The sequence below is a fragment of the Pseudomonas sp. NY15181 genome (assembly GCF_048068055.1).
Classification (GTDB): domain Bacteria; phylum Pseudomonadota; class Gammaproteobacteria; order Pseudomonadales; family Pseudomonadaceae; genus Pseudomonas.
The window spans coordinates 94,728-121,105 of the sequence record NZ_JBLUPT010000005.1; the positions used below are offsets into that span (position 1 = coordinate 94,728).

At 64.9% G+C, this 26,378-nt stretch carries 24 protein-coding genes; 18 read left to right on the forward strand and 6 right to left on the reverse strand.

What is annotated here, in order from left to right; translation table 11 throughout:
* Nucleotides 1–103 precede the first annotated feature (103 nt).
* The 15 genes from ACNFBT_RS14150 to ACNFBT_RS14220 all read left to right on the forward strand — a co-directional run bounded on the left by ACNFBT_RS14150 (nucleotide 104) and on the right by ACNFBT_RS14220 (nucleotide 15,895).
* On the forward strand, nucleotides 104–1,369 hold the full coding sequence (locus tag ACNFBT_RS14150; RefSeq protein ID WP_416750251.1) for a glutamate-5-semialdehyde dehydrogenase: 1,266 nt from the start codon (nucleotides 104–106) through the stop codon (nucleotides 1,367–1,369).
* Complete coding sequence (gene nadD / locus ACNFBT_RS14155; protein ID WP_416750253.1) at nucleotides 1,369–2,025, forward strand: nicotinate-nucleotide adenylyltransferase; 657 nt, start codon at nucleotides 1,369–1,371, stop codon at nucleotides 2,023–2,025. The genes ACNFBT_RS14150 and nadD overlap by 1 nt, the downstream gene beginning before the upstream one ends.
* 20 nt (nucleotides 2,026–2,045) lie before the next feature.
* Nucleotides 2,046–2,399: a ribosome silencing factor gene (rsfS, locus tag ACNFBT_RS14160; protein WP_275610048.1), complete on the forward strand. Its 354-nt coding sequence runs from the start codon at nucleotides 2,046–2,048 to the stop codon at nucleotides 2,397–2,399.
* A 7-nt stretch (nucleotides 2,400–2,406) separates the two neighbouring features.
* Entirely contained in the window at nucleotides 2,407–2,874 is a 468-nt protein-coding gene (gene rlmH, locus ACNFBT_RS14165) for a 23S rRNA (pseudouridine(1915)-N(3))-methyltransferase RlmH (protein WP_371232996.1), read from the forward strand.
* A gap of 15 nt (nucleotides 2,875–2,889) precedes the next feature.
* Nucleotides 2,890–4,779: a penicillin-binding protein 2 gene (gene mrdA / locus ACNFBT_RS14170; RefSeq protein WP_416750255.1), complete on the forward strand. Its 1,890-nt coding sequence runs from the start codon at nucleotides 2,890–2,892 to the stop codon at nucleotides 4,777–4,779.
* Between the two features lie 44 nt (nucleotides 4,780–4,823).
* A complete protein-coding gene (gene rodA, locus ACNFBT_RS14175; protein ID WP_416750658.1) occupies nucleotides 4,824–5,927 on the forward strand; it encodes a rod shape-determining protein RodA in 1,104 nt (367 codons plus the stop codon).
* An 8-nt stretch (nucleotides 5,928–5,935) separates the two neighbouring features.
* Nucleotides 5,936–6,958: a lytic murein transglycosylase B gene (gene mltB / locus ACNFBT_RS14180; protein WP_416750660.1), complete on the forward strand. Its 1,023-nt coding sequence runs from the start codon at nucleotides 5,936–5,938 to the stop codon at nucleotides 6,956–6,958.
* On the forward strand, nucleotides 6,955–7,980 hold the full coding sequence (locus ACNFBT_RS14185; RefSeq protein WP_416750257.1) for a septal ring lytic transglycosylase RlpA family protein: 1,026 nt from the start codon (nucleotides 6,955–6,957) through the stop codon (nucleotides 7,978–7,980). Before mltB ends, ACNFBT_RS14185 begins: the two co-directional genes overlap by 4 nt.
* Before the next feature lie 96 nt (nucleotides 7,981–8,076).
* A complete protein-coding gene (locus tag ACNFBT_RS14190) occupies nucleotides 8,077–9,234 on the forward strand; it encodes a D-alanyl-D-alanine carboxypeptidase family protein (protein ID WP_416750259.1) in 1,158 nt (385 codons plus the stop codon).
* A gap of 190 nt (nucleotides 9,235–9,424) precedes the next feature.
* Entirely contained in the window at nucleotides 9,425–9,715 is a 291-nt protein-coding gene (locus ACNFBT_RS14195) for a DUF493 domain-containing protein (RefSeq protein ID WP_416750261.1), read from the forward strand.
* On the forward strand, nucleotides 9,715–10,368 hold the full coding sequence (gene lipB / locus ACNFBT_RS14200) for a lipoyl(octanoyl) transferase LipB (RefSeq protein WP_416750262.1): 654 nt from the start codon (nucleotides 9,715–9,717) through the stop codon (nucleotides 10,366–10,368). Before ACNFBT_RS14195 ends, lipB begins: the two co-directional genes overlap by 1 nt.
* A complete protein-coding gene (gene lipA / locus ACNFBT_RS14205) occupies nucleotides 10,365–11,360 on the forward strand; it encodes a lipoyl synthase (RefSeq protein ID WP_416750264.1) in 996 nt (331 codons plus the stop codon). The genes lipB and lipA overlap by 4 nt, the downstream gene beginning before the upstream one ends.
* A 347-nt stretch (nucleotides 11,361–11,707) precedes the next feature.
* Nucleotides 11,708–12,211, forward strand: a complete 504-nt coding sequence (locus ACNFBT_RS14210; RefSeq protein WP_416750266.1) for a fimbrial protein — start codon at nucleotides 11,708–11,710, stop codon at nucleotides 12,209–12,211.
* Between the two features lie 101 nt (nucleotides 12,212–12,312).
* Nucleotides 12,313–13,062 carry a molecular chaperone gene (locus tag ACNFBT_RS14215; protein ID WP_416750269.1) on the forward strand — a complete coding sequence of 250 codons (750 nt, stop codon included), beginning with the start codon at nucleotides 12,313–12,315 and terminating at the stop codon, nucleotides 13,060–13,062.
* A gap of 133 nt (nucleotides 13,063–13,195) precedes the next feature.
* A complete protein-coding gene (locus ACNFBT_RS14220; protein ID WP_416750271.1) occupies nucleotides 13,196–15,895 on the forward strand; it encodes a fimbria/pilus outer membrane usher protein in 2,700 nt (899 codons plus the stop codon).
* A 357-nt stretch (nucleotides 15,896–16,252) separates the two neighbouring features.
* On the opposite strand, the gene ACNFBT_RS14225 is transcribed toward ACNFBT_RS14220, so the two are convergent.
* Together ACNFBT_RS14225 and arfA are read right to left on the reverse strand one after the other, a co-directional pair.
* A complete protein-coding gene (locus tag ACNFBT_RS14225; RefSeq protein WP_416750273.1) occupies nucleotides 16,253–17,518 on the reverse strand; it encodes a lytic murein transglycosylase in 1,266 nt (421 codons plus the stop codon).
* 523 nt (nucleotides 17,519–18,041) lie between these two features.
* Nucleotides 18,042–18,194, reverse strand: coding sequence for an alternative ribosome rescue factor ArfA (gene arfA / locus ACNFBT_RS14230; RefSeq protein WP_416750275.1), 153 nt, complete (start codon nucleotides 18,192–18,194; stop codon nucleotides 18,042–18,044).
* A 174-nt stretch (nucleotides 18,195–18,368) separates the two neighbouring features.
* On the opposite strand from arfA, the gene ACNFBT_RS14235 reads away from it, so the two are divergent.
* Nucleotides 18,369–18,719 (forward strand): YciI family protein, encoded by a 351-nt coding sequence (locus tag ACNFBT_RS14235; RefSeq protein WP_416750277.1) that lies wholly within the window; start codon nucleotides 18,369–18,371, stop codon nucleotides 18,717–18,719.
* Here ACNFBT_RS14235 and holA read toward each other — a convergent pair whose 3' ends face one another.
* The 3 genes from holA to leuS all read right to left on the reverse strand — a co-directional run bounded on the left by holA (nucleotide 18,720) and on the right by leuS (nucleotide 23,108).
* Entirely contained in the window at nucleotides 18,720–19,757 is a 1,038-nt protein-coding gene (gene holA / locus ACNFBT_RS14240) for a DNA polymerase III subunit delta (protein WP_416750279.1), read from the reverse strand.
* A gap of 35 nt (nucleotides 19,758–19,792) precedes the next feature.
* Nucleotides 19,793–20,407 (reverse strand): LPS assembly lipoprotein LptE, encoded by a 615-nt coding sequence (gene lptE / locus ACNFBT_RS14245; RefSeq protein ID WP_416750282.1) that lies wholly within the window; start codon nucleotides 20,405–20,407, stop codon nucleotides 19,793–19,795.
* Between the two features lie 79 nt (nucleotides 20,408–20,486).
* Nucleotides 20,487–23,108 carry a leucine--tRNA ligase gene (gene leuS, locus ACNFBT_RS14250; protein ID WP_416750284.1) on the reverse strand — a complete coding sequence of 874 codons (2,622 nt, stop codon included), beginning with the start codon at nucleotides 23,106–23,108 and terminating at the stop codon, nucleotides 20,487–20,489.
* 236 nt (nucleotides 23,109–23,344) lie between these two features.
* Here leuS and ACNFBT_RS14255 point away from each other — a divergent pair, with 236 nt between their 5' ends.
* Both ACNFBT_RS14255 and ACNFBT_RS14260 read left to right on the forward strand, forming a co-directional pair.
* Nucleotides 23,345–23,785: a hypothetical protein gene (locus ACNFBT_RS14255; protein ID WP_416750286.1), complete on the forward strand. Its 441-nt coding sequence runs from the start codon at nucleotides 23,345–23,347 to the stop codon at nucleotides 23,783–23,785.
* Between the two features lie 45 nt (nucleotides 23,786–23,830).
* Nucleotides 23,831–24,592, forward strand: coding sequence for a YdcF family protein (locus ACNFBT_RS14260; RefSeq protein ID WP_416750288.1), 762 nt, complete (start codon nucleotides 23,831–23,833; stop codon nucleotides 24,590–24,592).
* 185 nt (nucleotides 24,593–24,777) lie between these two features.
* Here ACNFBT_RS14260 and lnt read toward each other — a convergent pair whose 3' ends face one another.
* Entirely contained in the window at nucleotides 24,778–26,310 is a 1,533-nt protein-coding gene (gene lnt / locus ACNFBT_RS14265; protein ID WP_416750290.1) for an apolipoprotein N-acyltransferase, read from the reverse strand.
* Nucleotides 26,311–26,378: the final 68 nt, after the last annotated feature.

A 26,378-nucleotide genomic window follows, 5' to 3' on the forward strand; every position in this document is an offset into this window, starting at 1 on the left:
ACGGGCGTGAAACGGCCTGTCTACCGGCCGGCTGCTGTGGCTGGCCGGTAAGGGCGCGCTCCCGCTATAATCGCGCATTTCCCTCACGCAGACGCGTTAGATCATGACCGAGTCCGTTCTCGACTATATGAGCCGCCTGGGCCGCGCCGCCCGTGAAGCGTCGCGCGTTGTCGCGCGCGCCACGACCGCGCAGAAGAACCAAGCCCTGCTGGCCGCTGCCGATGCCCTGGACGCCGCCCGCGCCCAGTTGACCGACGCCAACGAAAAGGACCTGGCCAACGGCCGCGCCAATGGCCTGGAGCCAGCCATGCTGGACCGCCTGGCCCTGACTCCGGCGCGCATCGACGACATGATCGAGGGCCTGCGCCAGGTCGCATCGCTGCCGGACCCCATCGGTGAGATCCGCGACATGCGCTACGTGCCGTCCGGCATCCAGATCGGCAAGATGCGCGTGCCGCTGGGCGTGGTGGGGATCATCTACGAATCCCGTCCGAACGTGACCATCGACGCCGCCAGCCTGTGCCTGAAGTCGGGCAACGCGACCATCCTGCGCGGGGGCTCCGAGGCGATCCATTCCAACCAGGCGATCGCCGCCTGCATCCAGACCGGTCTAGCCGCTGCCGGCCTGCCGGCGAGTGCAGTGCAGGTGGTGGAAACCACCGACCGCGCTGCCGTCGGCGCGCTCATCACCATGCCCGAGTTCGTCGACGTCATCGTCCCGCGCGGCGGCAAGAGCCTGATCGAGCGCATCAGCCGTGACGCCAAGGTGCCGGTGATCAAGCACCTGGACGGCATCTGCCACGTCTACATCGACGTCGCCGCCGACCTGGACAAGGCCATCCGCGTCGCCGACAACGCCAAGACCCAGCGCTATGCGCCGTGCAACACCATGGAGACGCTGCTGGTGCACGCCGGCATCGCCGACCGCGTGCTGCCGCCGCTGGCCGCCATCTACCGCGACAAGGGCGTGGAGCTGCGCGGCGACGCCGCCACCCGCGCGCTGCTGGGCGCCGACGTGGTGGAAGCCACCGAGGAAGACTGGCGCACCGAATACAACGCGCCGATCCTGTCGATCCGTATCGTCGACAGCCTGGCCGCGGCCATCGAGCACATCAACACCTACGGCTCGCAGCACACCGACGCGATCATCACCGAGAACTTCACCGATGCCCGCCGCTTCCTCACCGAAGTGGATTCGGCCTCGGTCATGGTGAACGCCTCGACCCGCTTCGCCGATGGCTTCGAGTACGGCCTGGGCGCGGAGATCGGCATTTCCACCGACAAGCTCCACGCTCGCGGCCCGGTCGGCCTTGAAGGCCTGACCAGCGAGAAGTACGTGGTGTTCGGCGACGGACACGTGCGTACCTGATGAAGAAGGCGCGTCCCCGGCGGATCGGCCTGTTCGGCGGCACCTTCGATCCGGTGCACATCGGCCACCTGCGCAGCGCGGTGGAGATGGTCGAGCAGTTCGCATTCGACGAACTGCGCCTGATGCCCAACGCCCGCCCGCCGCACCGTGGCACCCCACAGGTGTCCGCTGCGCAGCGGCTGGCGATGGTCGAGCTGGCGGTGGCCGGCGTGGACCCACTGCTGGTCGACGACCGCGAGCTCAAACGTGACAAACCCTCCTACACCATCGACACCCTGGAGTCGCTGCGTGGGGAGCTGGATGAGCAGGACCAGTTGTTCCTGCTGGTCGGCTGGGACGCTTTCTGCGGCCTGCCGACCTGGCATCGCTGGGAAGAGTTGCTGGAGCACTGCCATGTCGTCGTGCTGCAGCGCCCGGATGCCGACAGCGAGCCGCCGGAAGACCTGCGCGACCTGCTGGCGGCGCGCAGTGTTGCCGACCCGAAGGCGATGACCGGCCCGGCCGGGCAGATCACCTTCGGCTGGCAGACGCCGCTGGCGGTTTCCGCCACCCAGATTCGCCAACTCCTGTCGCAGGGGCGCTCGGTGCGCTTCCTGGTGCCGGACGCGGTGTTGAACTATATCGAGGCACACGGCCTGTACCAGGCGCCTCACTGATCAAGTTAGAGAGTCATTCAATGCAAACCGAACAACTGGTCGAGCTGGCCATTGCCGCTCTGGAAGATCTCAAGGCGCAGGACATCACCGTCATCGACGTGCGCGAGAAAACCAGCATCACCGACGTCATGGTCATCGCCACCGGCAGCTCCGGCCGCCAGGTCAAGTCGCTGGCCGACAACGTGCTGGAGAAGGTCAAGGAACAGGGCGTGAAGCCCATCGGCAGCGAAGGCCAGGAAGGCGGCGAGTGGGTCCTGATCGACCTCGCCAACGTCGTGGTCCACGTCATGCAGCCGGCCACCCGCCAGTTCTACGACCTGGAACGCCTGTGGCAGGGCGCCGAGCAGAGCCGCGCACACCACAGCGCCGAGTAAGTCCGCCGTGCGTCTGCGTCTGATCGCGGTTGGCTCGCGCATGCCGCGCTGGGTGGAAGAGGGCTGGGCCGAGTACGTCAAGCGCCTGCCCTCTGAGCTGTCCCTGGAACTGGTGGAAATCCCGCTCAACACGCGCGGCAAGAATGCCGACGTGGCGCGGCTGATCCGCCAGGAGGGCGAGGCCATGCTGAGCAAGGTCCAGCCCGGGGAACGCATCGTCACCCTCGAAGTCGAAGGCAAGCCCTGGAGCACCCATCAGCTCGCGCAGGAGCTTGACCGCTGGCGCCTGGACGCGCGCACCGTCAACCTCATGGTCGGCGGGCCGGAAGGCCTGGCGCCGGAGGTCTGCGCGCGCAGCGAGCAGCGCTGGTCGCTGTCGCCGCTGACCCTGCCGCATCCGCTGGTGCGCATCCTGGTCGGCGAACAGATCTACCGCGCCTGGACGGTTCTGTCCGGGCACCCCTACCACAAGTAGTCGTAGCCGTTTTCGATGCCGCAGCCGATACAGCTCAAGGACCACGAGAAGGACGCCCGCCTGGTCCGCGCCCGCGTCATCGTCGGCGCGGTGGCGATCTTCCTGCTGGCGCTGGTGCTGGTCGCGCGCATGTATCACCTGCAGGTGACGCAGTACGACTACCACTCGACGCTGTCGGAGAACAACCGCGTTCACGTTCAGCCGATTCCGCCCAATCGCGGGCTGATCTTCGACCGCAATGGCGTGATCATCGCCGACAACCGTCCCAGCTTCAGCCTGACCATCACCCGCGAGCGCACCGAGAACCTGCAGGACACGCTCAAGGCGCTGGTGGATATCCTCGGCCTCACCGAGGAAGACCAGGCCATCTTCGAGAAACGCATGAAGCAGGGTCGGCGGCCGTTCGAGCCGGTGCCGATCATGTTCGAGCTGTCCGAAGAGCAGATCGCCCGCATCGCGGTGAACCAGTACCGCCTGCCCGGCGTCGACGTGACCGCGCAGTTCGTCCGCCATTACCCCTTGGGCGAGCACTTCGCCCACTCGGTCGGCTACGTCGGGCGGATCAACGAGGCGGAACTCAAGAAGCTCGACCCGGTGGCCTATTCCGGCACCCACCACATCGGCAAGACCGGCGTGGAGAAGTTCTACGAGAATGAGCTGCACGGCACCGTGGGCTACGAGGAAGTCGAGACCAACGCCCGTGGCCGCGTGCTGCGCGTGCTCAAGCGCACCGAGCCGGTGTCAGGCCGCGACATCGTGCTGAGCATCGACAGCAAGCTGCAGGCCAAGGCCGAGGAAGCCCTGGCCGGCCGCCGTGGCGCCATCGTGGCGATCCAGCCGTCCACCGGCGACGTGCTGGCGATGGTCAGCCAGCCGAGCTACGACCCCAACCTGTTCGTCACCGGCATCAGCTTCAAGGACTATTCCGCCCTGCGCGATTCCGAGGACCGCCCGCTGTACAACCGCGTACTGCGCGGCCTGTATCCGCCGGGCTCGACGGTGAAGCCGGCGGTGGCCATCGCCGGCCTCGACGCCGGCGTGGTGACGCCCGCCACCCGTGTGTTCGACCCCGGCTACTACCAGCTGCCGAACTACGACCACAAGTACCGCAACTGGAACCGAACGGGCGACGGCTGGGTGAACCTGGAAACCGCGATCATGCGTTCCAACGACACCTACTTCTACGACCTGGCCCACAAGCTGGGGATCGATCGCCTGCACGACTACATGAGCGAATTCGGCTTCGGCCAGCGCGTGGCCCTGGACATGTTCGGCGAGGCCGAGGGCCTGATGCCCTCGCGCCAGTGGAAGCGCGCACTGCGCCGCCAGGCCTGGTTCCCCGGCGAAACGTTGATCCTCGGTATCGGTCAGGGCTACATGCAGGCCACACCGCTGCAACTGGCGCAGATGACCACGCTGATCGCCAACAAGGGCAAGTGGATCCGTCCGCACCTGGCCAAGACCATCGACGGCCAGCCGCCGGTGGACCCCGAACCGATGCCGAACATCCTGCTCAAGGACCCGAACAACTGGAACCTGGTCGACAACGGCATGCAGCAGGTGGTCCACGGTGCCCGCGGTACCGCGCACAAGGTGGGCGCCACCGCCGTCTACCGCATCGCCGGCAAGTCCGGTACGGCGCAGGTGGTGGCGATCAAGCAGGGCGAGAAGTACGACCGCTCCAAGCTCCTCGAACGGCACCGCGACCACGCCCTGTTCGTCGGCTTTGCCCCGGCGGACAACCCGCAGATCGCCGTGGCGGTGATGGTGGAGAACGGCGAGTCCGGCTCCGGCGTCGCCGCGCCCGTGCTCAAGCAGGTGATGGATGCCTGGCTGCTCGACGAAAACGGCAAGCTCAAGCCTGAATACGCGCCCCAGGCCACGGCGGAGGCATCCAAGCCATGACCAAGAACGGCAATTTCGACCGCACCCTCTCCAACGAAGACGTGATGAAGCGGCGCTCCAGCCTGTTGCAGCGCCTGCACATCGACGGCCTGCTGCTCCTGTTGCTGGTGACCCTGGTCTCCGTAGGCCTGTTCGTCCTCTATTCGGCCAGCGGCAAGAGCTGGGATCTGCTGATCAAGCAAGCGTCTTCCTTCGGCCTGGGCCTGGGCGCCATGTTCGTCCTGGCGCAGATCGAGCCGCGCTTCCTCGCCCGCTGGGTGCCGCTGGGCTACCTGATCGGCGTGGCGCTGCTGGTGGTGGTGGACGTGATGGGCCACAACGCCATGGGCGCGACCCGCTGGATCAACATTCCCGGGGTAATCCGCTTCCAGCCGGCGGAATTCATGAAGCTGCTGATGCCCATGACCATCGCCTGGTACCTGTCCAAGCGCTCGTTGCCGCCGGGCTTCAAGCACAGCGTGATTGGCCTTGCGCTGATCGTGGTGCCCTTCGTGCTGATCCTCAAGCAGCCGGACCTGGGCACGGCGATGCTGGTGCTGGCCTCCGGCGCCTTCGTGCTGTTCGTCGGCGGCCTGCGCTGGCGCTGGATCATCACGGCGGTGTCGGCGGCGGTGCCGGTGGCGGTGGCCATGTGGTACTTCGTCATGCACGACTACCAGAAGCAGCGCGTGCTGACCTTCCTCGACCCGGAAAGCGATCCGCTGGGCACCGGCTGGAACATCATCCAGTCGAAAGCGGCCATCGGCTCGGGCGGCGTCTTCGGCAAGGGCTGGCTGCTGGGTACGCAGTCCCATCTGGATTTTTTGCCCGAAAGCCACACGGACTTTATCATTGCCGTGCTCGGCGAAGAGTTCGGCCTGGTCGGGGTGTGCCTCCTGCTGGTGCTGTACCTGCTGGTGATCTACCGGGGGCTTTGGATCACCGCTCAGGCGCAGACGCTGTTCGGCAAGTTGCTCGCCGGCAGTATCACCATGACCTTCTTCGTGTATGTGTTCGTCAACATTGGTATGGTCAGCGGATTGTTGCCAGTGGTGGGGGTACCGCTGCCTTTCATTAGTTATGGCGGAACTTCGCTGGTGACCCTGATGTCAGGTTTCGGGGTTTTGATGTCGATCCATACCCATCGCAAGTGGATCGCCCAGGTTTGATGACAAGAGTGAAAAAAGGGATGCAAGTATTGCGCGCCTGGGCTGCCAGGGGAGTGCATTGGGTCGGACTCGCGGGGGCGATCGGCATGTCCGGTGCCGCTGCCGCGGGCGACTACGATGGCTCGCCCCAGGTGGCCGAGTTCGTCAGCGAAATGACCCGTGAGTACGGCTTCGCCGGTGAACAGCTCATGGCGTTGTTCCATGACGTGGAGCGCAAGCAATCGATCCTCGACGCCATTTCCCGCCCCGCCGAACGGGTCAAGACCTGGAAGGAATACCGCCCGATCTTCGTCACCGACGCGCGCATCAACCGTGGCGTGGACTTCTGGAAGCAGAACGCCGAGGCCCTGGCCCGCGCCGAGCAGGAATACGGCGTGCCGGCCCAGTACATCGTCGCCATCATCGGCGTCGAGACCTTCTTTGGCCGCAATACCGGCAACTTCAAGGTGATGGACGCACTGTCCACCCTGGGCTTCGACTACCCGCCGCGCGCCGACTTTTTCCGCAAGGAGCTCAAGCAGTTCCTCCTGCTGGCCCGTGAGCAGCAGGTCGACCCGCTCAGCCTGACCGGCTCCTACGCCGGCGCCATGGGCCTGCCGCAGTTCATGCCGAGCAGCTTCCGCGCCTACGCCGTGGACTTCGACGGCGACGGCCACATCAATATCTGGAGCGACCCCACCGATGCCATCGGCAGCGTCGCCAACTACTTCAAGCAGCACGGCTGGCACACGGGCGAGCCGGTGGTGTCGCAGGCCGAGCTGGGCACGTCCACCGCCGAGGACGCCATCACCCAGGGCCTGGAACCGCAGCTGAACCTCGGTCAGCTACGCTCTCAGGGCTGGCGCACCCATGACGTACTGCGCGACGACCTGATGGTCACCGCCATGCGCCTGGAGGGCGACCAGGGCTCCGAATACTGGGTTGGGCTGCCGAACTTCTATGTGATCACCCGTTACAACCGCAGCGCCATGTACGCAATGGCGGTCCATCAGCTGGCCGGCGAGATCGCCCGGGCGCGAGGTGTCCATTGAGCAAGCGAATCGCAAGTCCCGGCCTCTGGTCGCTGGCCGCCTGCATTGGCCTGAGCACCGTGTTCCTCGCCAGCTGTACGGGTAATCGCGCGCCGCAGCAGCCGGTCGCCAGCAGCGGCATTTCCGGCCCCTACGACTACAACCGCCCGCACCGCGACGGCGCGCCCTGGTGGGACGTGGACGTCTCGCGCATCCCCGATGCCGTGCCGATGCGCCATAACGGCCCGGTGAAGAACAACCCCTACACCGTGCTGGGCAAGACCTACTATCCGATGAACGACGCGCGCACCTACAACGTGGTGGGCACCGCGTCCTGGTACGGCACCAAGTTCCACGGCCAGGCCACCGCCAACGGCGAGCAGTACGACCTGTACGGCATGACCGCCGCGCACAAGACCCTGCCGCTGCCCAGCTACGTTCGCGTCACCAACCTGGACAACGGCAAGAGCGTGATCGTCCGGGTCAACGACCGTGGACCGTTCTATTCCGACCGGGTGATCGACCTGTCCTTCGCCGCGGCGAAGAAGCTCGGTTACGCCGAAACCGGCACCGCGCGGGTCAAGGTCGAGGGCATCGACCCCGATCGCTGGTGGGCCTCCCAGGGCAAGTCGCAGCCGATGATCATGGCGCTGCCGAAGATGGCCCCGCAGCAGCCTGCTGCCGCGCAGCCTCAGGCCGTGGCCATGGCGCAACCGATCGAAACCTATACCCCGCCGCCCGCGCAGCACGCAGCGCCCGTGGCGCCGGTTCAGATTGACTCAAAAAAAAACGCTTCATTACCAGCCGATGGCCTGTATCTCCAGGTGGGTGCCTTCGCCAACCCGGACGCTGCGGAGCTTCTCAAGGAGAAGGTCGGCAGCCTGACGGGGGCGAAATCCTTTATCAGCTCGGTCGTGGTCAACCAGCAGACCTTGTACCGAGTGCGCCTGGGACCGATCAACACGCAGGATGAAGCAAGCCGGATGCAGGACAGCATCCGCGTGGCCAACCTTGGCCAGCCCAAGCTCGTGCACCTGGACTGAGATTCCACCGCACGCGCCGCAGCGGCACGCAGAGGCCGCGGCAACGAGTTCCCCCCAAGGGGATTGTTTGACCATTAGTGAACCCCAGAGAAACGGATGAACATCTTCAACATCGCCAAACGTCTGTCATTGCTTGTGCTGCTCAGCGCCCCCGTGGCCAGCTGGGCCGCTGAAGTCGTTCCCGCCGCGCCGCAACTGGCGGCCAAGGCCTGGGTCCTGATGGACGGCGCCAGCGGCCAGATCCTCGTCGAGAACGCCGGCGACGAGCGCCTGCCTCCGGCCAGCCTGACCAAGCTGATGACCGCCTACATCGCCACCAAGGAAATTGAAGGCGGCCGCATCGGTGAAAACGACCAGGTGACCGTCAGCGAACACGCCTGGCGCACCGGTGGTTCGCGCATGTTCATCAAGGTCGGCTCCCAGGTATCGGTGAGCGACCTGCTGCACGGCATCATCATCCAGTCTGGCAACGACGCTTCCGTCGCCCTGGCCGAGCACATCGCCGGCAGCGAAGACGCCTTCGCCGATATGATGAACACCACCGCACAGAAGCTGGGCATGGCCAACTCCCACTTCATGGACGCCACCGGCCTGCCCAACCCGGAGCACTACTCCTCCGCCAAGGACATGGCCCTGCTGGCCCGCGCCATCATCTACGGTGAGCCGACCCACTACGCCATCTACGCGCAGAAAGAGTTCCTCTGGAACAACATCAAGCAGCCCAACCGCAACCTGCTGCTGTGGCGCGACAAGACCGTCGACGGCCTGAAGACCGGCCACACCGACGAAGCCGGCTACTGCCTGGTGGCCTCCGCCGTGCGCGACGGCCAGCGCATGATCGCCGTGGTGTTCGGCACCAACAGCGAACAGGCCCGCGCCGCCGAGACCCAGAAGCTGCTGACCTACGGCTTCCGCTTCTTCGAATCGCAGACCTTCTACAAGAAGGGCGCCGAGCTGACCAAGGCCATGGTCTGGAAGGGCTCCGAGCACGAAGTCAAAGCCGGCCTCTCCGAGGACCTGACCATGACCGTACCGCGCGGCCAGCTCAAGCAGCTGCAGGCCAACATGGTCGTCGAGCCGAGCCTGATGGCCCCGATCCAGCAGGGTCAGGTGATCGGCAAGGTCGAGGTCAAGCTGGGTGACAAGGTCGTCCGTACCTCCGACCTGGTAGCCCTGAACGCCGTTGAAGAGGGTGGCTTCTTCCGCCGCATCTGGGACAGCCTGCGCCTGTTCTTCTACGGCCTGTTCAACTGACCGCCCGTCCCGGCCTTGTACTTTTGTATACAAAGCCGGGATTGATCCTCACGCGCCGTCGCAAACTCGGGTAAAATGCCCGCCTGCGACTGCGCGGTCCCCCCGTGGCCCGGCAGCCGTCGTCCGATCCACCCGGAGCGCCCCCACCCTGGGCGCTCATGCGGAGGCGGGCCACCCGCCCGCGACAGCCATGACTGAAACCACCGATACCGCAAACCAGCCCGCGCCGAAGATCGAGTTCCCCTGCGAACGCTATCCGATCAAGGTCATCGGCGATGCCGGCGAAGGCTTCTCCGACCTGGTCATCGAAGTCATCCAGCGCCACGCGCCGGACCTCGACGCCACCACCCTGGTCACCCGTGACAGCCGCAACGGCCGTTTCCTGTCCGTGCAGGTACTGATCACCGCCACCGGCGTCGAGCAACTGCAGAACATCCATAAAGACCTGCGCGCCACCGGCCGCGTCCACATGGTGCTCTGATGGGCGATACGCTGGGCTTCCGCGAGCTGGGCGTATTGCCTTACGAGCCGACCTGGCACGCCATGCAGCGCTTCACCGCCGAGCGGGGGCCTGAGACACCGGACGAGGTCTGGTTGCTGGAACACGAGCGCGTGTTCACCCAGGGCCAGGCCGGCAAGGCCGAGCATGTCCTGCTCCCAGGCGACATCCCGGTGGTCCAGGTCGATCGTGGCGGCCAGGTCACCTACCACGGTCCAGGCCAACTGGTGGCGTACCTGTTGCTCGACGTGCGCCGCTCCGGCATCGGCGTGCGCGACCTGGTTTCGCGCATCGAACAGAGCCTCATCGGCCTGCTGGGCAGTTATGGCGTAACCGCCGTGTCCAAACCCGACGCTCCGGGCGTCTATGTCGACGGCGCGAAGATCGCTTCCCTCGGCCTGCGCATCCGCAACGGCCGTTCCTTCCATGGCCTGGCACTGAACGTGGACATGGACCTGGAACCCTTTCGACGCATCAATCCCTGCGGTTACGCAGGCATGGCCATGACCCAGCTGCGAGAGCTGGCGGGCCCCATCGCATTGGCCGATGTGCGCGAGCGCCTGCGTGGCGAACTCGTCCAGCGCCTTGGCTACGCAGCACAGAAGACCCTAACGGGCGGGATCGAACCTAGATGAGCACAGTTGTGGACAACCCAGGTCAGGCTGCCCCGGCCGCCAAGCCGGGCAAGGTGGAAGTCGGCGTCAAGCTGCGCGGCGCGGAAAAGGTCGCGCGCATTCCGGTGAAGATCATCCCCACCGAGGAGCTGCCGAAGAAGCCCGACTGGATTCGCGTGCGCATCCCGGTTTCCCCCGAAGTCGACCGCATCAAGCAGCTGCTGCGCAAGCACAAGCTGCACAGCGTCTGCGAGGAAGCCTCCTGCCCGAACCTGGGCGAATGCTTCTCCGGCGGCACTGCCACCTTCATGATCATGGGCGACATCTGCACCCGCCGCTGCCCCTTCTGCGACGTCGGCCACGGCCGGCCGAAGCCGCTGGACGTCGACGAGCCGAAGAACCTCGCCATCGCCATCGCCGACCTGCGCCTGAAATACGTGGTGATCACCTCGGTGGACCGCGACGACCTGCGTGACGGCGGCGCCCAGCACTTCGCCGACTGCCTGCGCGAGATCCGCCAGCTGTCCCCCGGCATCCAGCTGGAAACCCTGGTTCCGGACTACCGCGGGCGCATGGACATCGCCCTGGAAATCACCGCCCAGGAGCCGCCGGACGTGTTCAACCACAACCTGGAAACCGTCCCGCGCCTGTACAAGTCCTCGCGTCCGGGCTCGGACTTCGAGTGGTCGCTGGACCTGCTGCAGAAGTTCAAGCAAATTGTCCCGCACGTACCGACCAAGTCCGGCCTGATGCTCGGCCTGGGCGAGACCGACGAGGAAGTCATCGAGGTCATGCAGCGCATGCGCGAGCACGACATCGACATGCTGACCCTCGGTCAGTACCTGCAGCCCTCGCGCAACCACCTGCCGGTGCAGCGCTTCGTCCACCCTGACACCTTCGCCTGGTTCGCCGAGGAAGGCGCGAAGATGGGCTTTAAGAACGTCGCTTCCGGCCCGCTGGTGCGCTCCTCATACCACGCCGACCAGCAGGCGCATGGGACCAAAATCGGCTGATCCTGCCCGGTCGTAAAGGCCAGGCAACTGCTCGACACAAGTGGCCGCACCTCGTTAGAGGTGCGGCCTTTTTGCTGGCATCGAATACATCTGCATCCCGGGTCGAGGCGTCACGGTATTCGTTGCGCTGAAGGTCCTGGTATGTAGGACGTTCCTTCTATAAATCGGAGTATTCCCCAGGGCATTGACGCCTTGACCGACAGCTTTGGCGTTTTTGTATCAGCAGAATTCGCAGGGGCGCTCGCCATCTTCCTGGGCAGCGCTCGATGCCATGGGGAACATTGATGTGGCTTGAACCGGTTAGGAGCAAGTCCCCGGCACCCTAATCACACTGCTGAGTGATCAACATGAAAAAGCTGCTCGTAGCTGCAATCCTCTCCTCCGCATCCGTGGGCGCCTTCGCCTATGACGCCCAGGTCAACTTCAGTGGCGAAGTGCTGGACCAGACCTGCGAAGTCAATGGCAAGCAAGGCGCCGCCGTTGTCGACGTAACCCTGCCGAAGGTCAACAAGAGCGCGCTGGCTGGCGCCGAGAGCTGGGCTGGCAACACTCCCTTCACCTTCAACCTGACCAACTGCCCGGTCAGCGCCACCAAGGCCAAGTGGGAAGTCACCGGCCAGGTCGACAGCGCCGGCACCCTGATCAACACCGTGGCGGGCACCAATGCCACCGTTCGCCTGATCGACCCAGCCAGCAACTACATCAACATCAACACCGACGCCGGTTATAGCTTCACCCCGGCCGCTGATGGCAGCGCCACCCTGCAGTACATGGCCCAGTACTACTCCAAAGCCGGCTCCGCCACCGCGGGTCAACTGAAGACCGTTGGCTACTGGACCCTGACCTACTGATAGGGCGCGCGCTGCTTTCAGCGCGTGTGGTTTGTTGCTGTACCCGGAAGGGGGGGCTGCCACCTCGCCCTTCCTTTCCGGCCTTCAAAGGTGATCGTGCAATGGCAAGTCTGAGTTCAAAATTTCTCTGGTTCGCTGGCTGCCTGAGCGCGGCCATCCTCTGGTCCGGGCTGGCTCAGGCCGGCATCGTGATCCAGGGTTCCCGTGTGGTGTATCCCGCTAAAGAGCGGGAAGTGACAGTGAAGATGACCAATATCGGCGAACAGCCTTCCCTGGTGCAGGCCTGGGTCGACAAGGGCAATGAGAAGCTGACTGCTGACAAGGCCGATGGTCCCTTCCTGATCACTCCGCCCATCACTCGCGTCGAAGCCAAGAAGGGTCAGACCCTGCGCCTGGTCTACACCGGCGATGAGGCTGCTTCGAAGAAACAGGAAACCGTATTCTGGCTGAACGTTCTCGACGTTCCGCCCATGCCCAAGGACCAGGACGCCAACTTCCTCCAGGTGGCCGTGCGTTCACGCCTGAAGATCTTCTACCGTCCCGAGGGGCTGCCGGGCAATCCAAACCAGGCGGCGGAGGGGTTGAGCTGGTCGGTTGTGCAGGTGGGCAGTGGTTATGCCCTCCGTGCCCGGAACAACGCTGCCTTCCATGTCTCCCTGGCCACAGTCCAGTTGGTTACCGGCAACAAGACCTTCAGCGTCGGCAAGGATGACGTGAAGATGGTTGCGCCTGGCGCCAGCGTGGATCTTCCCGTGCCTGGGCTTGCTGGCCAGCCGGGCGCCGGCGCCAAGATCGACTACCAGTGGGTGACGGACTACGGCGCACTGAACCAGCACGAGATCGCCCTCTAACGCCATCGCCTGAACCAGGCCGGAGTTGATCCGGCTTGGTTGCATTCAACCCGACTGTTTCCTGTCTGCGTGGCTCCCTGCGCGGCCTGGATCTGTTCGTCCGGAGAAAAGACGGACCACTGGAGAAAAGATCATGGACATCAAGCAAGGCACTCTTTCCCTACAGTTCAAGCGCTCGCCGCTGGCTGTCGCCGTGGCATCCCGTGGGACCCTGCTGATGGTCATGGGCTGTGGTCTGATGGTTGGCGTCTCGCTGATGACGGACGGTGGCGTCGCCCTGGCAGCCGATCCGGCTGGCAACGATACGGCCGCAGGCGCGCAAGCTTTTGCGGCATTCAACCCAAGCTTCTTCGATAACGGCGGTACCAGCCCCAGCGTCGACGTCTCCCGGTTCGAGAATGGCGCACCGGTGGAGCCGGGCGAGTATCGCCTGGACGTCTATGTCAATGACGCCTGGATCGGTCGCATGTCGATCCGCGCCGTCGCCAGCGGCAATGGCAAGGACGCGACTTCGCGCTACTGCGTCAAGGCTTCGCAGTTCGGTGAACTGGGTGTCGATGTCACCAAGCTCCCGCCGGAAAAACAGAAGCAGATCACCGGTGATTGTGTCGACATCGCCAGCGTAGTGCCGGATGGCAAGATCGACGTCGACCTCTCCGAACTGACTGCCCGTGTTTCCATTCCCCAGTTGTATGTCGGCCGCCAGGTACGTGGCTACGTGGACCCGTCACAATGGGATGGTGGCGTGACCGCCGGCTTCCTGAACTATGACACCAACCTGTACCGCACCGACAGCCATGGCACCAACTCCACCCAGAAATACGCCGGCATTAACGCCGGCATGAACCTGGCCGAGTGGCGCTTGCGTTACAACGGCACCTATAACCACAGCAGGACCGACGGCAGCCCAGCGCAGAGTGGCTACCAGTCCCTCAGCACCTACGCCCAGCACGATGTCACCGCCCTGAAGTCGCAGTTCACCGCGGGCCAGTACTACACCCCCAGCGACCTGTTCGACTCCGTGCCCTTCACCGGTGTCCAATTGGCCAGCGACGACCGCATGCTGCCCGACTCCCAGCGCGGCTTCGCGCCGGATATCCGTGGCGTCGCCGAAACCAACGCACGGGTACGGGTGAAGCAGGGCGAGAACGTCATCTATGAAACCACCGTGGCGCCGGGCCCGTTCGAAATCAACGACCTGTTCAACACTGGTTACGCTGGCGACCTGACGGTGGAAATCACCGAAGCCGATGGCCGCGTGAAGTCCTTCCTGGTGCCTTACGCGTCCATCAGCCAACTGGCGCGTCCGGGTGTCTCCCGCTACAGCGCAACGGCGGGCAAATATCACGACAAGACCCTCGATCGCGAGCCCAATTTCGGCCAGGGTACCTACCAGTACGGCCTCAACAACCTCATGACGGTCTACACCGGCGGCATCGTCGCCAACTCCTACCAGGCCGCTCAGGGGGGGCTCGCCTTCAGCACCCCGCTGGGTGCGCTGGCGGCGGATGTGACCCAGTCCCATGCCACCGACCTGCCGACCGAGCGCTACGGCGTCAAGCCCGACATGAATGGCCAGAGTTACCGGTTGACCTACAGCAAGCTACTGGAGGCCACCTCCACCAACATGACGATTGCTGCCTACCGCTTCAATAGCGAGAACTACCTGAGCTTGCAGGACTATGCCCAGGTCTGGGGGCGCCTGAGCGATAAGTACGACTTTGATCGCCAACGCAACCGTTACCAACTCACTCTCAACCAGCCGGTGGGGGACCGCAGCTCGCTTTACTTCAGCGGCTCCAAGCAGAACTACTGGAACCGCAGCGGCACCGACACCAGCTTCCAGGCCGGTTACAGCACCGGCTTCAACTGGGGCACAGTCAATCTGAGCGCTGCGCGGACCAGTAACGGCTACAGCGACGGTAATGGCAACAGTAACAGTGGCGACTACCAGAACACCTACATGGTCAGCGTCAACGTGCCGATCGGCATGGACAGTGGCAATCCCTTGTCACTGACCACCAACGTCAACGTTACTGACGACAAGAACAACGCCCTTCAGAGCACCCTCAGCGGCACCACGGGTGAGCAGCGTCAGGTCAGCTATTCCGTTTTCGGCTCGCGCAATAAGAATGACGGCGACAAGACCTACAACAGCGGCGCCAACCTGACCTACAACTCGCCCCATGCCATCTACAACGCGAACATCAGTGGCGGGGACGGCTACAAGCAGGCGGGCTTCGGCGCTCGCGGCTCCATCGTGGCGCATCCGGGCGGCATCAACTTCAGCCAGAACCGGGGCGAAACCCTTGCCATCCTCGAAGCAAAGGGCGCCGAAGGCGCGTCGATCAGCTCCAACGTTGGCGCCAAGGTGGCTGGCAATGGCTATGCGGTGGTGGGTGGACTGACCCCGTATCGCCAGAACGATATCGAGATCGACCCCAAGGGTACGTCCAAGGATGTCGAGTTGCAGGTCACATCCCAGAGTGTGGCGCCGCGCTACGGCTCCATCGTCATGCTCAAGTACCCGACCGTCAGCGGCGCGCCAGTGCTCATGACCGTGAAGCGGGATGACGGTGACGTCATTCCGCTGGGGGCTGAGGTCCTGGACGCGAAGGGAAATAGCCTGTCCATGGTCGGCCAGGGCGGTCGTATCTTCCTGCGCGGTCTCGAATCCAAGGGTGAGCTGATGGTCAAGTGGGGCGATGGTTCCGGCCAGCGCTGCCAGATCGATTACCAGTTGCCGGCAAGCATCAGCAAGGAGGCGCCGTTCTTGAAAGCGGAGGCGATTTGCCGCGCAGTATTGGATAGACCTGCTGTGGCACAGAGGTAAGTCTGAGGTGGACGAAAAACTGCTCTTTGTCATCAGCGCGGGTGTGGTGTTGCGCAGAGTGATGGGGCAGAAGTTGTCATCTACTTTTGGATTGAAATATTGCGCGTTGCATTGAGGCGTTTTAGAGGATGTAACGATGAGTGATAAATGCAAATGAATACTTACAAGGCATTCGGTGAATAAATGTGACCACGGGTTCCGCCGATCTGGTGTATTACGCCCAGTACTACGCCAAGACGGTTCCGGTGACACCGGGCAAGGTCAGCACCTACGGCTACCTCAGCCTTTACTACTGATGCCGAAGAGGGCAATCCTTGGAAAATAAAGCGGGCGCATCGGCGCCCGTTTCATTTGATATCAGGCTCCGCGCAGGCGGGTCAGCAACTCCAGCGTCGGATATCCATCTGCCGGCAACCCGATGGACTTCTGATACGCCCGAACGGCCTGACGCGTATTGGCTCCGATGATGCCGTCCGCTGTTCCGGGCTGATAGCCGTGGGTGGTGAGCAGTTGCTGCAACTCGATTCGCTCTGCGCGGGCGAGCGGCGTGTCCTCCACTGGCCAGTGGCCGACCAGTTGGCCGCCACCCTTGAGGCTGTCGGCCAGTAGGCCCACGGCCAGCGCATAGGAGGTGGAGTTGTTGTACTTGAGAATGGCGCGGAAGTTGTCCGTCACCAGGAACGCCGGGCCGCGGTAGCCCGCCGGCAACAGCAGCGAAGCGCTGGCCTGCGGGTCGCCCGGCGGGTTGCTGTTCGCGGGTTGCACGCCGAGGCGTTGCCATTCGCCCACGGGTTTGCGGATGTCCATGTCCGCCTGGGCATAGTCGAAGCCCTGTGGCAGAAGAACTTCGAAGCCCCAACTCTGTCCGCGCCGCCAGCCGGAGGTACCCAGGTAATTCGCCGTGGAGGCCAGGGCGTCGGTGGGCGAGCCCCAGATATCGCGCCGACCGTCACCGTCGAAGTCCACCGCGTAGCGGTTGTAGGTAGTGGGGATGAACTGGGTCTGGCCCATGGCGCCGGCCCAGGAGCCGATCATGTTGCTCGCTGGTACGTCGCCATGCTGGAGGATCTGCAGGGCGGCGATCAGTTGGTCGCGGCCGAAATCCGGGCGGCGGCCTTCGTAGGCCAGGGTGGCGAGCGAACGGATGACGTTCTTGCTGCCCATCTGCTGGCCGAAATTGCTCTCCATGCCCCAGATGGCCACCACGGCTTCGCGATCGACGCCGTAGGTGCTGTCGATGCGTTGCAGTGCATCGGCGTTCTGTAGCAGCCGGTCCTGGCCATTACGCACCCGTGCCGGCGAGACGGCGCTTTCCAGGTACTGCCAGACGGGGCGGGTGAATTCGGGCTGGCTGCGGTCGGCGGCGATTACCGCATCATCCGGCTCGATGCCGGCGAAGGCTGTATCGAACGTCTGCGCGCTGACGCCGGCGGCCAGGGCCTGGGCGCGGAAAGCGTCGCGCCACTGGGCGAAGCTTTGCGTCTGCTGCGTGGCGGATGGGGTGCCGGGCGCGTCTTGGCGGGGCGTCTCGGCACAGGACGACAGCAGGCCGAAGGTGGCCAGGGACAGTGCGGCGACGAGCAGGCAGCGTTGGCCGACAACGGATGAAACGGGCTTGCGCATTGCTCTCCTCGAGTACTGGCAGGGGAGCGGCCACCTTAGCATGGCCACTGTGACGCGTCTGCGGCGGGCAGAAGCGAGGTATGTAGGCTTCGATGGCCGCGCGCAGCGAAAATTCCCGTGCCAGGGTGGCACTGGTCGGTTCGAGGTGACGCACTTGGCGATGGGGCCTGCCGGTCTGGCGGCCGGATCGCGGACAAGGTCCGCTTGTGCGAGATCAAGAGTCCCTCACCCTAGCCCTCTCCCGGAGGGAGAGCGGACCGTTCGGTGCAGGATGAAACTTCAGCGTCAGCCGGCACGGATGGCTCCGTCTCCTGGGGGGGAAAGCGCGGATTGAAGTGGCCTGATGATTCTGGGCACCCCAATAGGGTGTTGAGCTTCGCCCACAGCAGTGGAAAGAATACGACTCGGGAGTGCGGCAGAGCGGGTGTTATTGCTGTATCGGGGATCGACCCCGGGGCGGAGCGGAAGGCGCGGGAGTTAAGGCAGAGAAGCGGGGCGGGGTGGTTCGGCCTTTTCGAGGTTTTCAGGCCGCCAGAAGCGAAGAAGCCTCCCAGTTGTGGGAGGCTTCGCGGCGGTAGCTGCCTTTGCCTTTGAGGGGCTTTTCCTGGCGGCTGCGGAACAGCGGTTGTGCAACCAGGGATTTGGCCTTGTTCGGCCGTTTGGAAGGCTTTGCCATCATGATCTCCTCATCGGGACCGGCCCCGTGCCGGCGCGCGAATGTTCTGCCTATTTGGCACGCTTGTCCAATGCCTTTGGTCAGTCCGCGGTTGGGCCAAGGTCGGCAGGTGGTTTTCGGGGCTACGCTAGCGGCGGCGTACCTTTCTGACGGACAAGAATGAGGGCAAGGGCGATGAAGTTTCTCTGCATGATCTACTTCGACGAGCGCAAGGCGGCTGAACTGCCGGAGGCCGAACTGCGCGGCATCGTCGACGAGTGCATGACCTACAGCGAGCAACTGCGGCGCAGTGGCAACTACATCGCCGCCAATGCGCTGCTGCCCACGCCTACCGGGCGCACCCTGCGCGGTCAGGGCGAGAGGATGGCGATCACCGATGGACCGTTCGCCGAGACCAAGGAGCAGCTCGGTGGCTTCTACCTGATCGAGGCCGCCGACATGGAAGAAGCCCAGCGCATCGCCGCGAAGATTCCACCGGGACGTCTGGGCTGCGTGGAGGTGCGGCAGGTCCGCGAGTGGGAGTGATCAGGCCGACGGCAGGCCGATCCGTTGCCCGGCGACCAGCAGGGCGAGGCGGGCGAGCCCGCTCCAGGGATCGCCCGGCGCCTGCCCTTTGATCTGCGCATCGATCAGCTGGGCATCCTGCAGCATCTGGTTCCAGCGGTTGCCGGGGTGGCGCTGCAGGGCGCGGGTCATCAGCGGGCGGCGCTTGTCCCAGATAGGCGGGCGGGCCTGGCTGAAGGCCTTGTCCAGCGGCACTCCCTGGCTGAATTGCTGGGCCAGGGCCGCCAGCACACGGATTTCCCGGGCCAGGGCCCAGAGAATCACCGGGGGCTCCACGCCCTCGCCGCGCAGGCCTTCGAGCATGCGCAGGCAGTGGGCCGCTTCACCGCCGAGGGCGGCGTCGATCAGGCCGAATACGTCGAAGCGCGCGCTATCGGCCACCGCCGCCTGGACGGTGGCGGCGTCGATCTGCTGACCTTCGGCGAGCAGCTTGAGCTTTTCGATTTCCTGGGCGGCGGCCAGGAGGTTGCCTTCCACCCGGGCGGCGATCAGGTCCACCGCTTCCTGGCTGGCGGCAAGGCCCGCCTGGGACAGGCGCTGGCGAATCCACTGCGGCAGTTGGTGTACGTCGATCGGCCAGATCTGGATGAACTGGGCGACCTCGCCATCGATCAGTGCCTTGGCCCACTTGGTCTTCTGCGTGCTGCCATCGAGCTTGGGCAGGCTGACCAGCAGGACGGTGTCTTCCGGCGGGCGTTGCAGGTACTCCAGCAGGATCGCCGCGCCCTTGTCGCCGGGCTTGCCGGACGGCAGGCGCAGCTCGATCAGGCGCTTTTCGGCGAACAGCGAAAGGCTGGCGCCGGCTTCGAGCAGCTGGCCCCAGTCGAAGTTGGCTTCCGCGTTGAATACCTGGCGCTCGCCGAAATCACGCTGGCGGCAGGCCGCGCGAATGGCGTCGCAGGCTTCCTGGCAGAGCAGCGGCTCGTCGCCGCTGACCACGTAGACGGGGGCCAGGTTGCCTTGCAGGTGCTTGGCGAGTTGTCCGGGATTGAGCTTCATGATGAAAAAGGGGCCGGTTGTCCGGCCCCTGTCTGTCACTCGGCTTTCGGGAATTCGATCGGCGACTGCTGCGGCTGGGCCTTGGCGGCATCCTCCGCGGCTTTCTGGGCCTCCGCTTCGGCCTTGGCCTTGGCGTCAGCCTTGAGTTGCAGCGCATCCAGCTGGGCCGGGGTGATCATCTGCAGGCGCATGGCCATCTGCTGGACCAGGTCGCGGCGCATTTCTTCGCGGATCTGCGCGGCTTCCTGGTCGGAGCCGACCAGGTTGTTCTCGTCCTGTACGTAGACCTTGCGCACCTGGACCTGGCCATTCATCAGCAGCAGGTTGTTGGTGCCGCGGATCTCGTAGTCCAGGGTGTTGGTCAGCTGGTTTTCCGCGCTACGCGCCGAGCTGGTGTAGCTGACGGTGCGGCTGGTCACGTCCTCACGAGCGAGGATGACGTGGTAAGGCGCGCGGGAGACGACTTTCACGCCGCTGCCTTCGAGAACCTGCTGGAGTTGCGTGACCGTTTCGCCGTAGGCGTTGCGGGCGGTCAGGTCGACTTCCTTGAGCGCAAAGTTCGTATCGCCCATGCCACGCAGGTGGAAGCCGCAGGCGGTCAGCACGCTGGCCAGGCCGATCAGCGCAAGGCTGGTCAGGATACGTTTCATCAAGCTTCCCTCACTCCTGTTGATCCGGGGTGCCCGTGGCCAAGGTGCCACGGGCGAATAGGTCTTTTCCAGCGTCGGTTCAGTTGGCCACGATGTTGACCAGCTTGCCCGGAACCACGATCACCTTGCGGATGGTCAGGCCGTCGGTGAAGCGCAGCACGTTCTCGTTGGCGCGCGCCGAGGCTTCCACCTCTTCGCGGCTGGCGCTGGCCGGCACTTCGATGTGGCCGCGCAGCTTGCCGTTGACCTGTACCACCAGTTGCAGGCTGTCCTGCACCAGGGCGGCTTCGTCGACCTGCGGCCAGCTGGCGTCGATCACCGCGCCGTCCTTGCCCAGCTCCTGCCAGATCACGTGGCAGATGTGCGGGGTGATCGGGGCGAGCAGCAGGGTGACGCTTTCCAGGCCTTCCTGCAGCAGGGCGCGGTCGGTGGCGGTTTCGCTCGGGGCCTTCTCCAGCACGTTCATCAGGGTCATCACGGCGGCGATGGCGGTGTTGAACTTGTGGTTCTGGCCTACGTCCTGGCTGGCCTGGCGGATGGCCAGGTGGATGGAGCGGTGGATCGCCTTCTGCGCATCGTCCAGGGCCGACTTGTCCACGGCGCCGGCGGGGCCCGCGTTGACGTGGGCCTGGGCCAGGCGCCAGACGCGGCGCAGGAAGCGGCTCGCGCCTTCGACGCCGGAGTCGGACCACTCCAGGCTCATGTCCGGCGGCGAGGCGAACATCATGAACAGGCGGCAGGTGTCAGCGCCGTAGGCGTCGATCATGGCCTGCGGGTCCACGCCGTTGTTCTTGGACTTGGACATCTTCTCGGTGCCGCCGATTTCCACCGGCTGACCGTCGGTCTTCAGGCGCGCGCCGATGACCTTGGCCTTGGCGTCACGCTCGACTTCCACGTCGGCCGGGTTGAACCAGTCCTTGCTGCCGTTCGGATTGGTGCGGTAGTAGGTCTCGGCGACCACCATGCCCTGGGTCAGCAGGTTCTTGAATGGCTCGTCGGAGTCGATCAGGCCTTCGTCGCGCATCAGCTTGTGGAAGAAGCGCGCGTAGAGCAGGTGGAGGATGGCGTGCTCGATGCCACCGATGTACTGGTCGACCGGCAGCCAGTAGTTGGCGGCCTTCTTGTCCAGCATGCCGTCTTCGAACTGCGGGCAGGCGTAGCGGGCGAAGTACCAGGACGACTCGACGAAGGTGTCCATGGTGTCGGTTTCGCGCTTGGCCGGCTGGCCGCATTTCGGGCAGCTGCAGCTGTAGAACTCGGGCATCTTGGCCAGGGGCGAGCCGGCGCCGTCCGGCACCACGTCCTCGGGCAGGACCACCGGCAGCTGGTCGGCCGGGACCGGTACGTCGCCGCAGGCGTCGCAGTGGATGATCGGGATCGGGCAGCCCCAGTAGCGCTGGCGGCTGATGCCCCAGTCGCGCAGACGGAACTGGGTACGCGCCTGGCCCAGGCCCTTGGCGGCGAGGTCGGCGCCGATGGCGTCGAATGCGGCCTGGTAGCCGAGGCTGTCGTACTTGCCGGAGTTGACGGTGAGGACGGTCTCGTCCTTCAGGCCGTACCACTCTTTCCAGACGGTCGGCTCGAAATCGTTGTCGGCGCCGACCAGGGCGATTACCTGCTTGATCGGCAGGGCGTACTTGTTGGCGAACTCGAAGTCACGCTCGTCGTGGCCCGGAACGGCCATCACGGCGCCCTCGCCGTAGGTCATCAGGACGTAGTTGGCGATCCACACCGGCAGTTTCTCGCCGGTCAGCGGGTGTTCGACGAACAGGGAAGTGGCGACGCCTTTCTTCTCCTGGGTGGCGATGTCGGCTTCGGCGACGCCGCCGCGCTTGCACTCGTCGATGAACGCCTGCAGCGACGGATCGCGCTGGGCGGCGAGGGTGGCCAGGTGGTGCTCCGCGGCCACGGCGACGTAGGTGGCGCCCATCAGGGTATCCGGACGGGTGGTGAAGACCTTCATCTGGCCGGCTTCGCCGATGGAAGCCTGGTCATAGGGGAAGGCGATCTCCATGCCGCGGGATTTGCCGATCCAGTTGCGCTGCATGGTCTTGACCTGCTCGGGCCAGCCCGGCAGATCGTCGAGGCTGGACAGCAGCTCTTCGGCGTAGGCGGTGATCTTGAAGTAGTACATCGGGATTTCGCGCTTCTCGATCAGCGCGCCCGAGCGCCACCCACGGCCGTCGATGACCTGCTCGTTGGCCAGTACGGTCTGGTCCACCGGGTCCCAGTTCACGGTGCCGTTCTTGCGGTAGATCACGCCCTTTTCGAACAGGCGGGTGAACAGCCACTGTTCCCAGCGGTAGTAGTCCGGCTTGCAGGTGGTGACTTCGCGGGACCAGTCGATCGCCAGGCCCAGGCTGTTGAGCTGGGACTTCATGTAGGCGATGTTGTCGTAGGTCCAGGCCGCGGGGGCGACGTTGTTCTTCATCGCGGCGTTTTCCGCCGGCATGCCGAATGCGTCCCAGCCCATCGGCTGCAGGACGTTCTTGCCCTGCATGCGGTGGTAGCGGCTGATCACGTCACCGATGGTGTAGTTGCGCACATGCCCCATGTGTAGCTTGCCGCTCGGATACGGGAACATCGACAGGCAGTAGAACTTCTCCTTGCCGGCGACTTCGTCGACGCGGAAGGAGTTGTGTTCGTTCCAGAATTTCTGGGCCTGGGATTCGATCTCGAGAGGCTGATATTGCTCGTGCATGGCGCGATTTGAACCTGTACGGAAAAGAAGTGTGCGGCCGGGGGAGGTCGAGTGGCCCTCCGCTCAACCGACCCCTGAGAAGACACGGGCCGGGCGGCTACAGAAAGCCTCGTAGCATACATGACCCCTCCCCGAGCCGGTAGCCCGCGCCGTTTGTCGCACGCTCGGTGTGGCGCGGGGTGGGCCGCTAAGCTTTGCCTGAAGGCGGGAGGTTTCCGCCTGTCTTGAGGTGACTGATGGCTGAGTTGCATCGCGCAAGTGCTTCGGGTTCCGGTCTGTATGAACGGTTGTTGCAACGACTGGCGCTGGCTCTGGATGAGGCCGATACCGCCGAGCGGTTACGGGACGAGTGCCCTGTCGAGCTGGAGCTGCGCGGTCTGAGCAGTGCGGAAATGGAGCTGATCCGGGCCTATCTCGATCAGGATGTGAACTGGCTGCGCGGCTGGCATGCCGCAGCAGAGGAGTTGGCGCTACTGGAGCAGGGCCCGGCACGAGCGTCCCGCCCGCCGCGCCACGTCATGCCGCCCAGCAGCCGCCCACGGCTGATAGGGCGCACGCATCTGCAGCCGCTGCAATGCGCGTTGTGCGGCACGCCGGTGGCCTGGAGCCGCAGCCAGGGTGTGCTGCCCTGCACGTCCTGCGGTTCCCAGTTGTTCCGCAACGCGAAGGCGCGCTGATAGCGTGGTGATCCGTTAGGCTTGGCGCTCGACAAGGAGTCGCCGATGCCGCTTCGCTACATCCTCAAACAGATTCTGATGCCGCCAGGGCTGCTGCTTCTGCTGCTGCTCCTGGCGTTCGTCCTGCGCCGACGTTTTCCCCGCTTCTCGATACTGTGTTTCTTCACCGGCTTTCTCGGCCTGTTGGCGATGAGCCTGCCGGTGACGGTGGAGTGGGGCGCGCGCCATCTGGAGCAGCAGGCGCCGCTGAAGCAGGCGGACTGGGAGGGGTTGGCGCAGCGCGCGGATGCCATCGTGGTGCTGGGGGCCGGCCGGGTGCGCGGTGATCGCGCCTGGGACGAGGACCAGCCCGGCCTGATGGCCCGCGAACGGTTGCGCTACGCCGCCCGCCTGGCCAAGGCCAGCGGCCTGCCGGTGCTTACCTCCGGCGGCTTGCACTACGGTACGCCGCCCTCGGAGGCCTACATCATGGCCCGCAGCCTGAGCGACGACTACGGCGTCGAGGTGCGCTGGCAGGAAGGGGCGAGCCGCACGACCTGGGAGAACGCCCAGCTCAGCGCGCCGATCCTGCGCGAGGCCGGTATCCGACGCGTGGTCCTGGTAACCCAGGCGGTGCACATGCCGCGCGCGTTGTGGAGCTTCCAGCAGGCGGGCTTCGAGGTGGTGCCGGCGCCGGTCGGCTATATCGGCGTGGATAACGCCCGGCCGCTGGGCGGCTGGCTGCCGGAAGGGCGCGCCATCTGGCAGAGCGAGCAGTTGCTCAACGAGGCGATCGGGTTGGTGGGTTACCGGGTGTTCTATCGGTAGGGCGTATAGCGCTCCGCGTTATACGCCGATTGGCCTTGGTTTCAGATCGCTCCGGGCTCGACCGCGGTACCGGTCGATGAGCGCGGTGTATCGGCGTACAACCGTGAACGGTTGTACGCCCTACGGTCGGGTTAGCCCCTGACTTCACTACTGAAAAGGGCCTCTCACGAGGCCCTTTTGCACGATCAGCGGAACAGGCGGCGCTCTTCCGGATGCGTCCGCCGACGCACCAGCGCCCATACCAGCAGCACCGTCGCCAAAATCGCCAGCGGCCAGATGCGCCACTTGAGATAGGGTGTCAGGCCCTGCATCGGCACGACGTCGCCATGCAGCACGCCTTGCTGGAACTGCGGGATCTGCGCCGTCAGTCTGCCAAACGGATCGATCAGCGCGGTCACGCCGTTGTTGGTGCCGCGCACCATCCAGCGACCGGCTTCCAGGGCGCGCATCTGCGCCATCTGCAGGTGCTGCAGCGGGCCAATGGAGGTGCCGAACCAGGCGTCGTTGCTGATGGTCAGCAGCAGTTGGCTCTGCGCCGCCAGCTCAGCCGCGAATTCCGGGTAGACCACTTCGTAGCAGATGTACGGCGCGATGCTGTAACCCTTGGCCTTGAGCAGCGGCTGGTCGGACGGGCCACGGGCGAAGTCGGACATCGGCAGGTCGAAGAAGGCGATCAGGCCGCGCAACAGGTCCTGCAGGGGTACGTATTCGCCGAAGGGCACCAGCTTCTGCTTGAGGTAGTCGCCGCTGCCGTCGCCGACGACAGTGATGCCGTTGTAGTAGCGCACGCCCTCGGCTGTTCTCTGGCGCACGGGCACGCCGGTGATGAGCGCGGCCTTCTTGGCGGTGGCGACCTCATTGATCATTGCCAGGTAACCGGTGGCCTGGTCCTTGAGCACGGGCACGGCGGTCTCCGGCCAGACGATCAGGTCGAAGCCGTTCTGCTCGGCGGTCAGGTCGCGGTACAGCTCCAGCTGATGGGTGACGGCCTTCGGGTCCCACTTCATTTCCTGGGCGATGTTGCCCTGCAGGGCGGCAACCTTCAGCGGGGCGCCGGCCGGGCTGGTCCAGGCGTGGCCCTTGTAGGCGATGCCGACGGCCCAGGGGGCGATCAGCAGGATCAGGCCGGCGACCAGGCGCGCGGGGCGCTGGGTGAGCGCTGGGATGTTGATGATCAGCGCGCCGGTGAGCGCGATGCTGAACGACACCAGCCACACGCCGCCAATGGGCGCGAGCCCTGCCAGCGGGCCTTGCAGCTGGCTGTAGCCGGCATAGAGCCAGGGGAAGCCGGTGAGGAACCAGCTGCGGAACAGCTCCAGCACCACCCACATCGCGGCGAAGGCCAGCGCGTCGCTGACCGGGGCGTTGTTGCGGCGGAACAGGCGCGCCCAGGCCCAGGCGGGCAGGGCGAAGAAGAAGGCGACGCCGGCGCTGAAGCCGATGACCAGGAAGGCGGCCAGCGGCCCGGAGGCACCGCCGAAGTCGTGGATGCTGAAGTAGATCCAGCTGGTGCCGGCGATGAATGCGCCAAAGCCATACCACCAGCCGCGCCAAAGCGCGGAACCTGCGGTGGTGCCGCGCAGGCCGAGGTAGAAGAGGGCGAGGGACAGCACCGCCAGCGGCCAGTAGCCGAACGGCGCCAGGGCCAGCGGGGTGAGCGCGCCCGCGGCCAGGGCGAGCAAATGGCCTGGCAGGCCGGGGCGGGTGATCCAGCGCATCGGAAATCCTTGTTGCGGTTAAGCGATGCGCAAGAGTAATGGAGAGACGAACGGTAGGCTATGGGGGT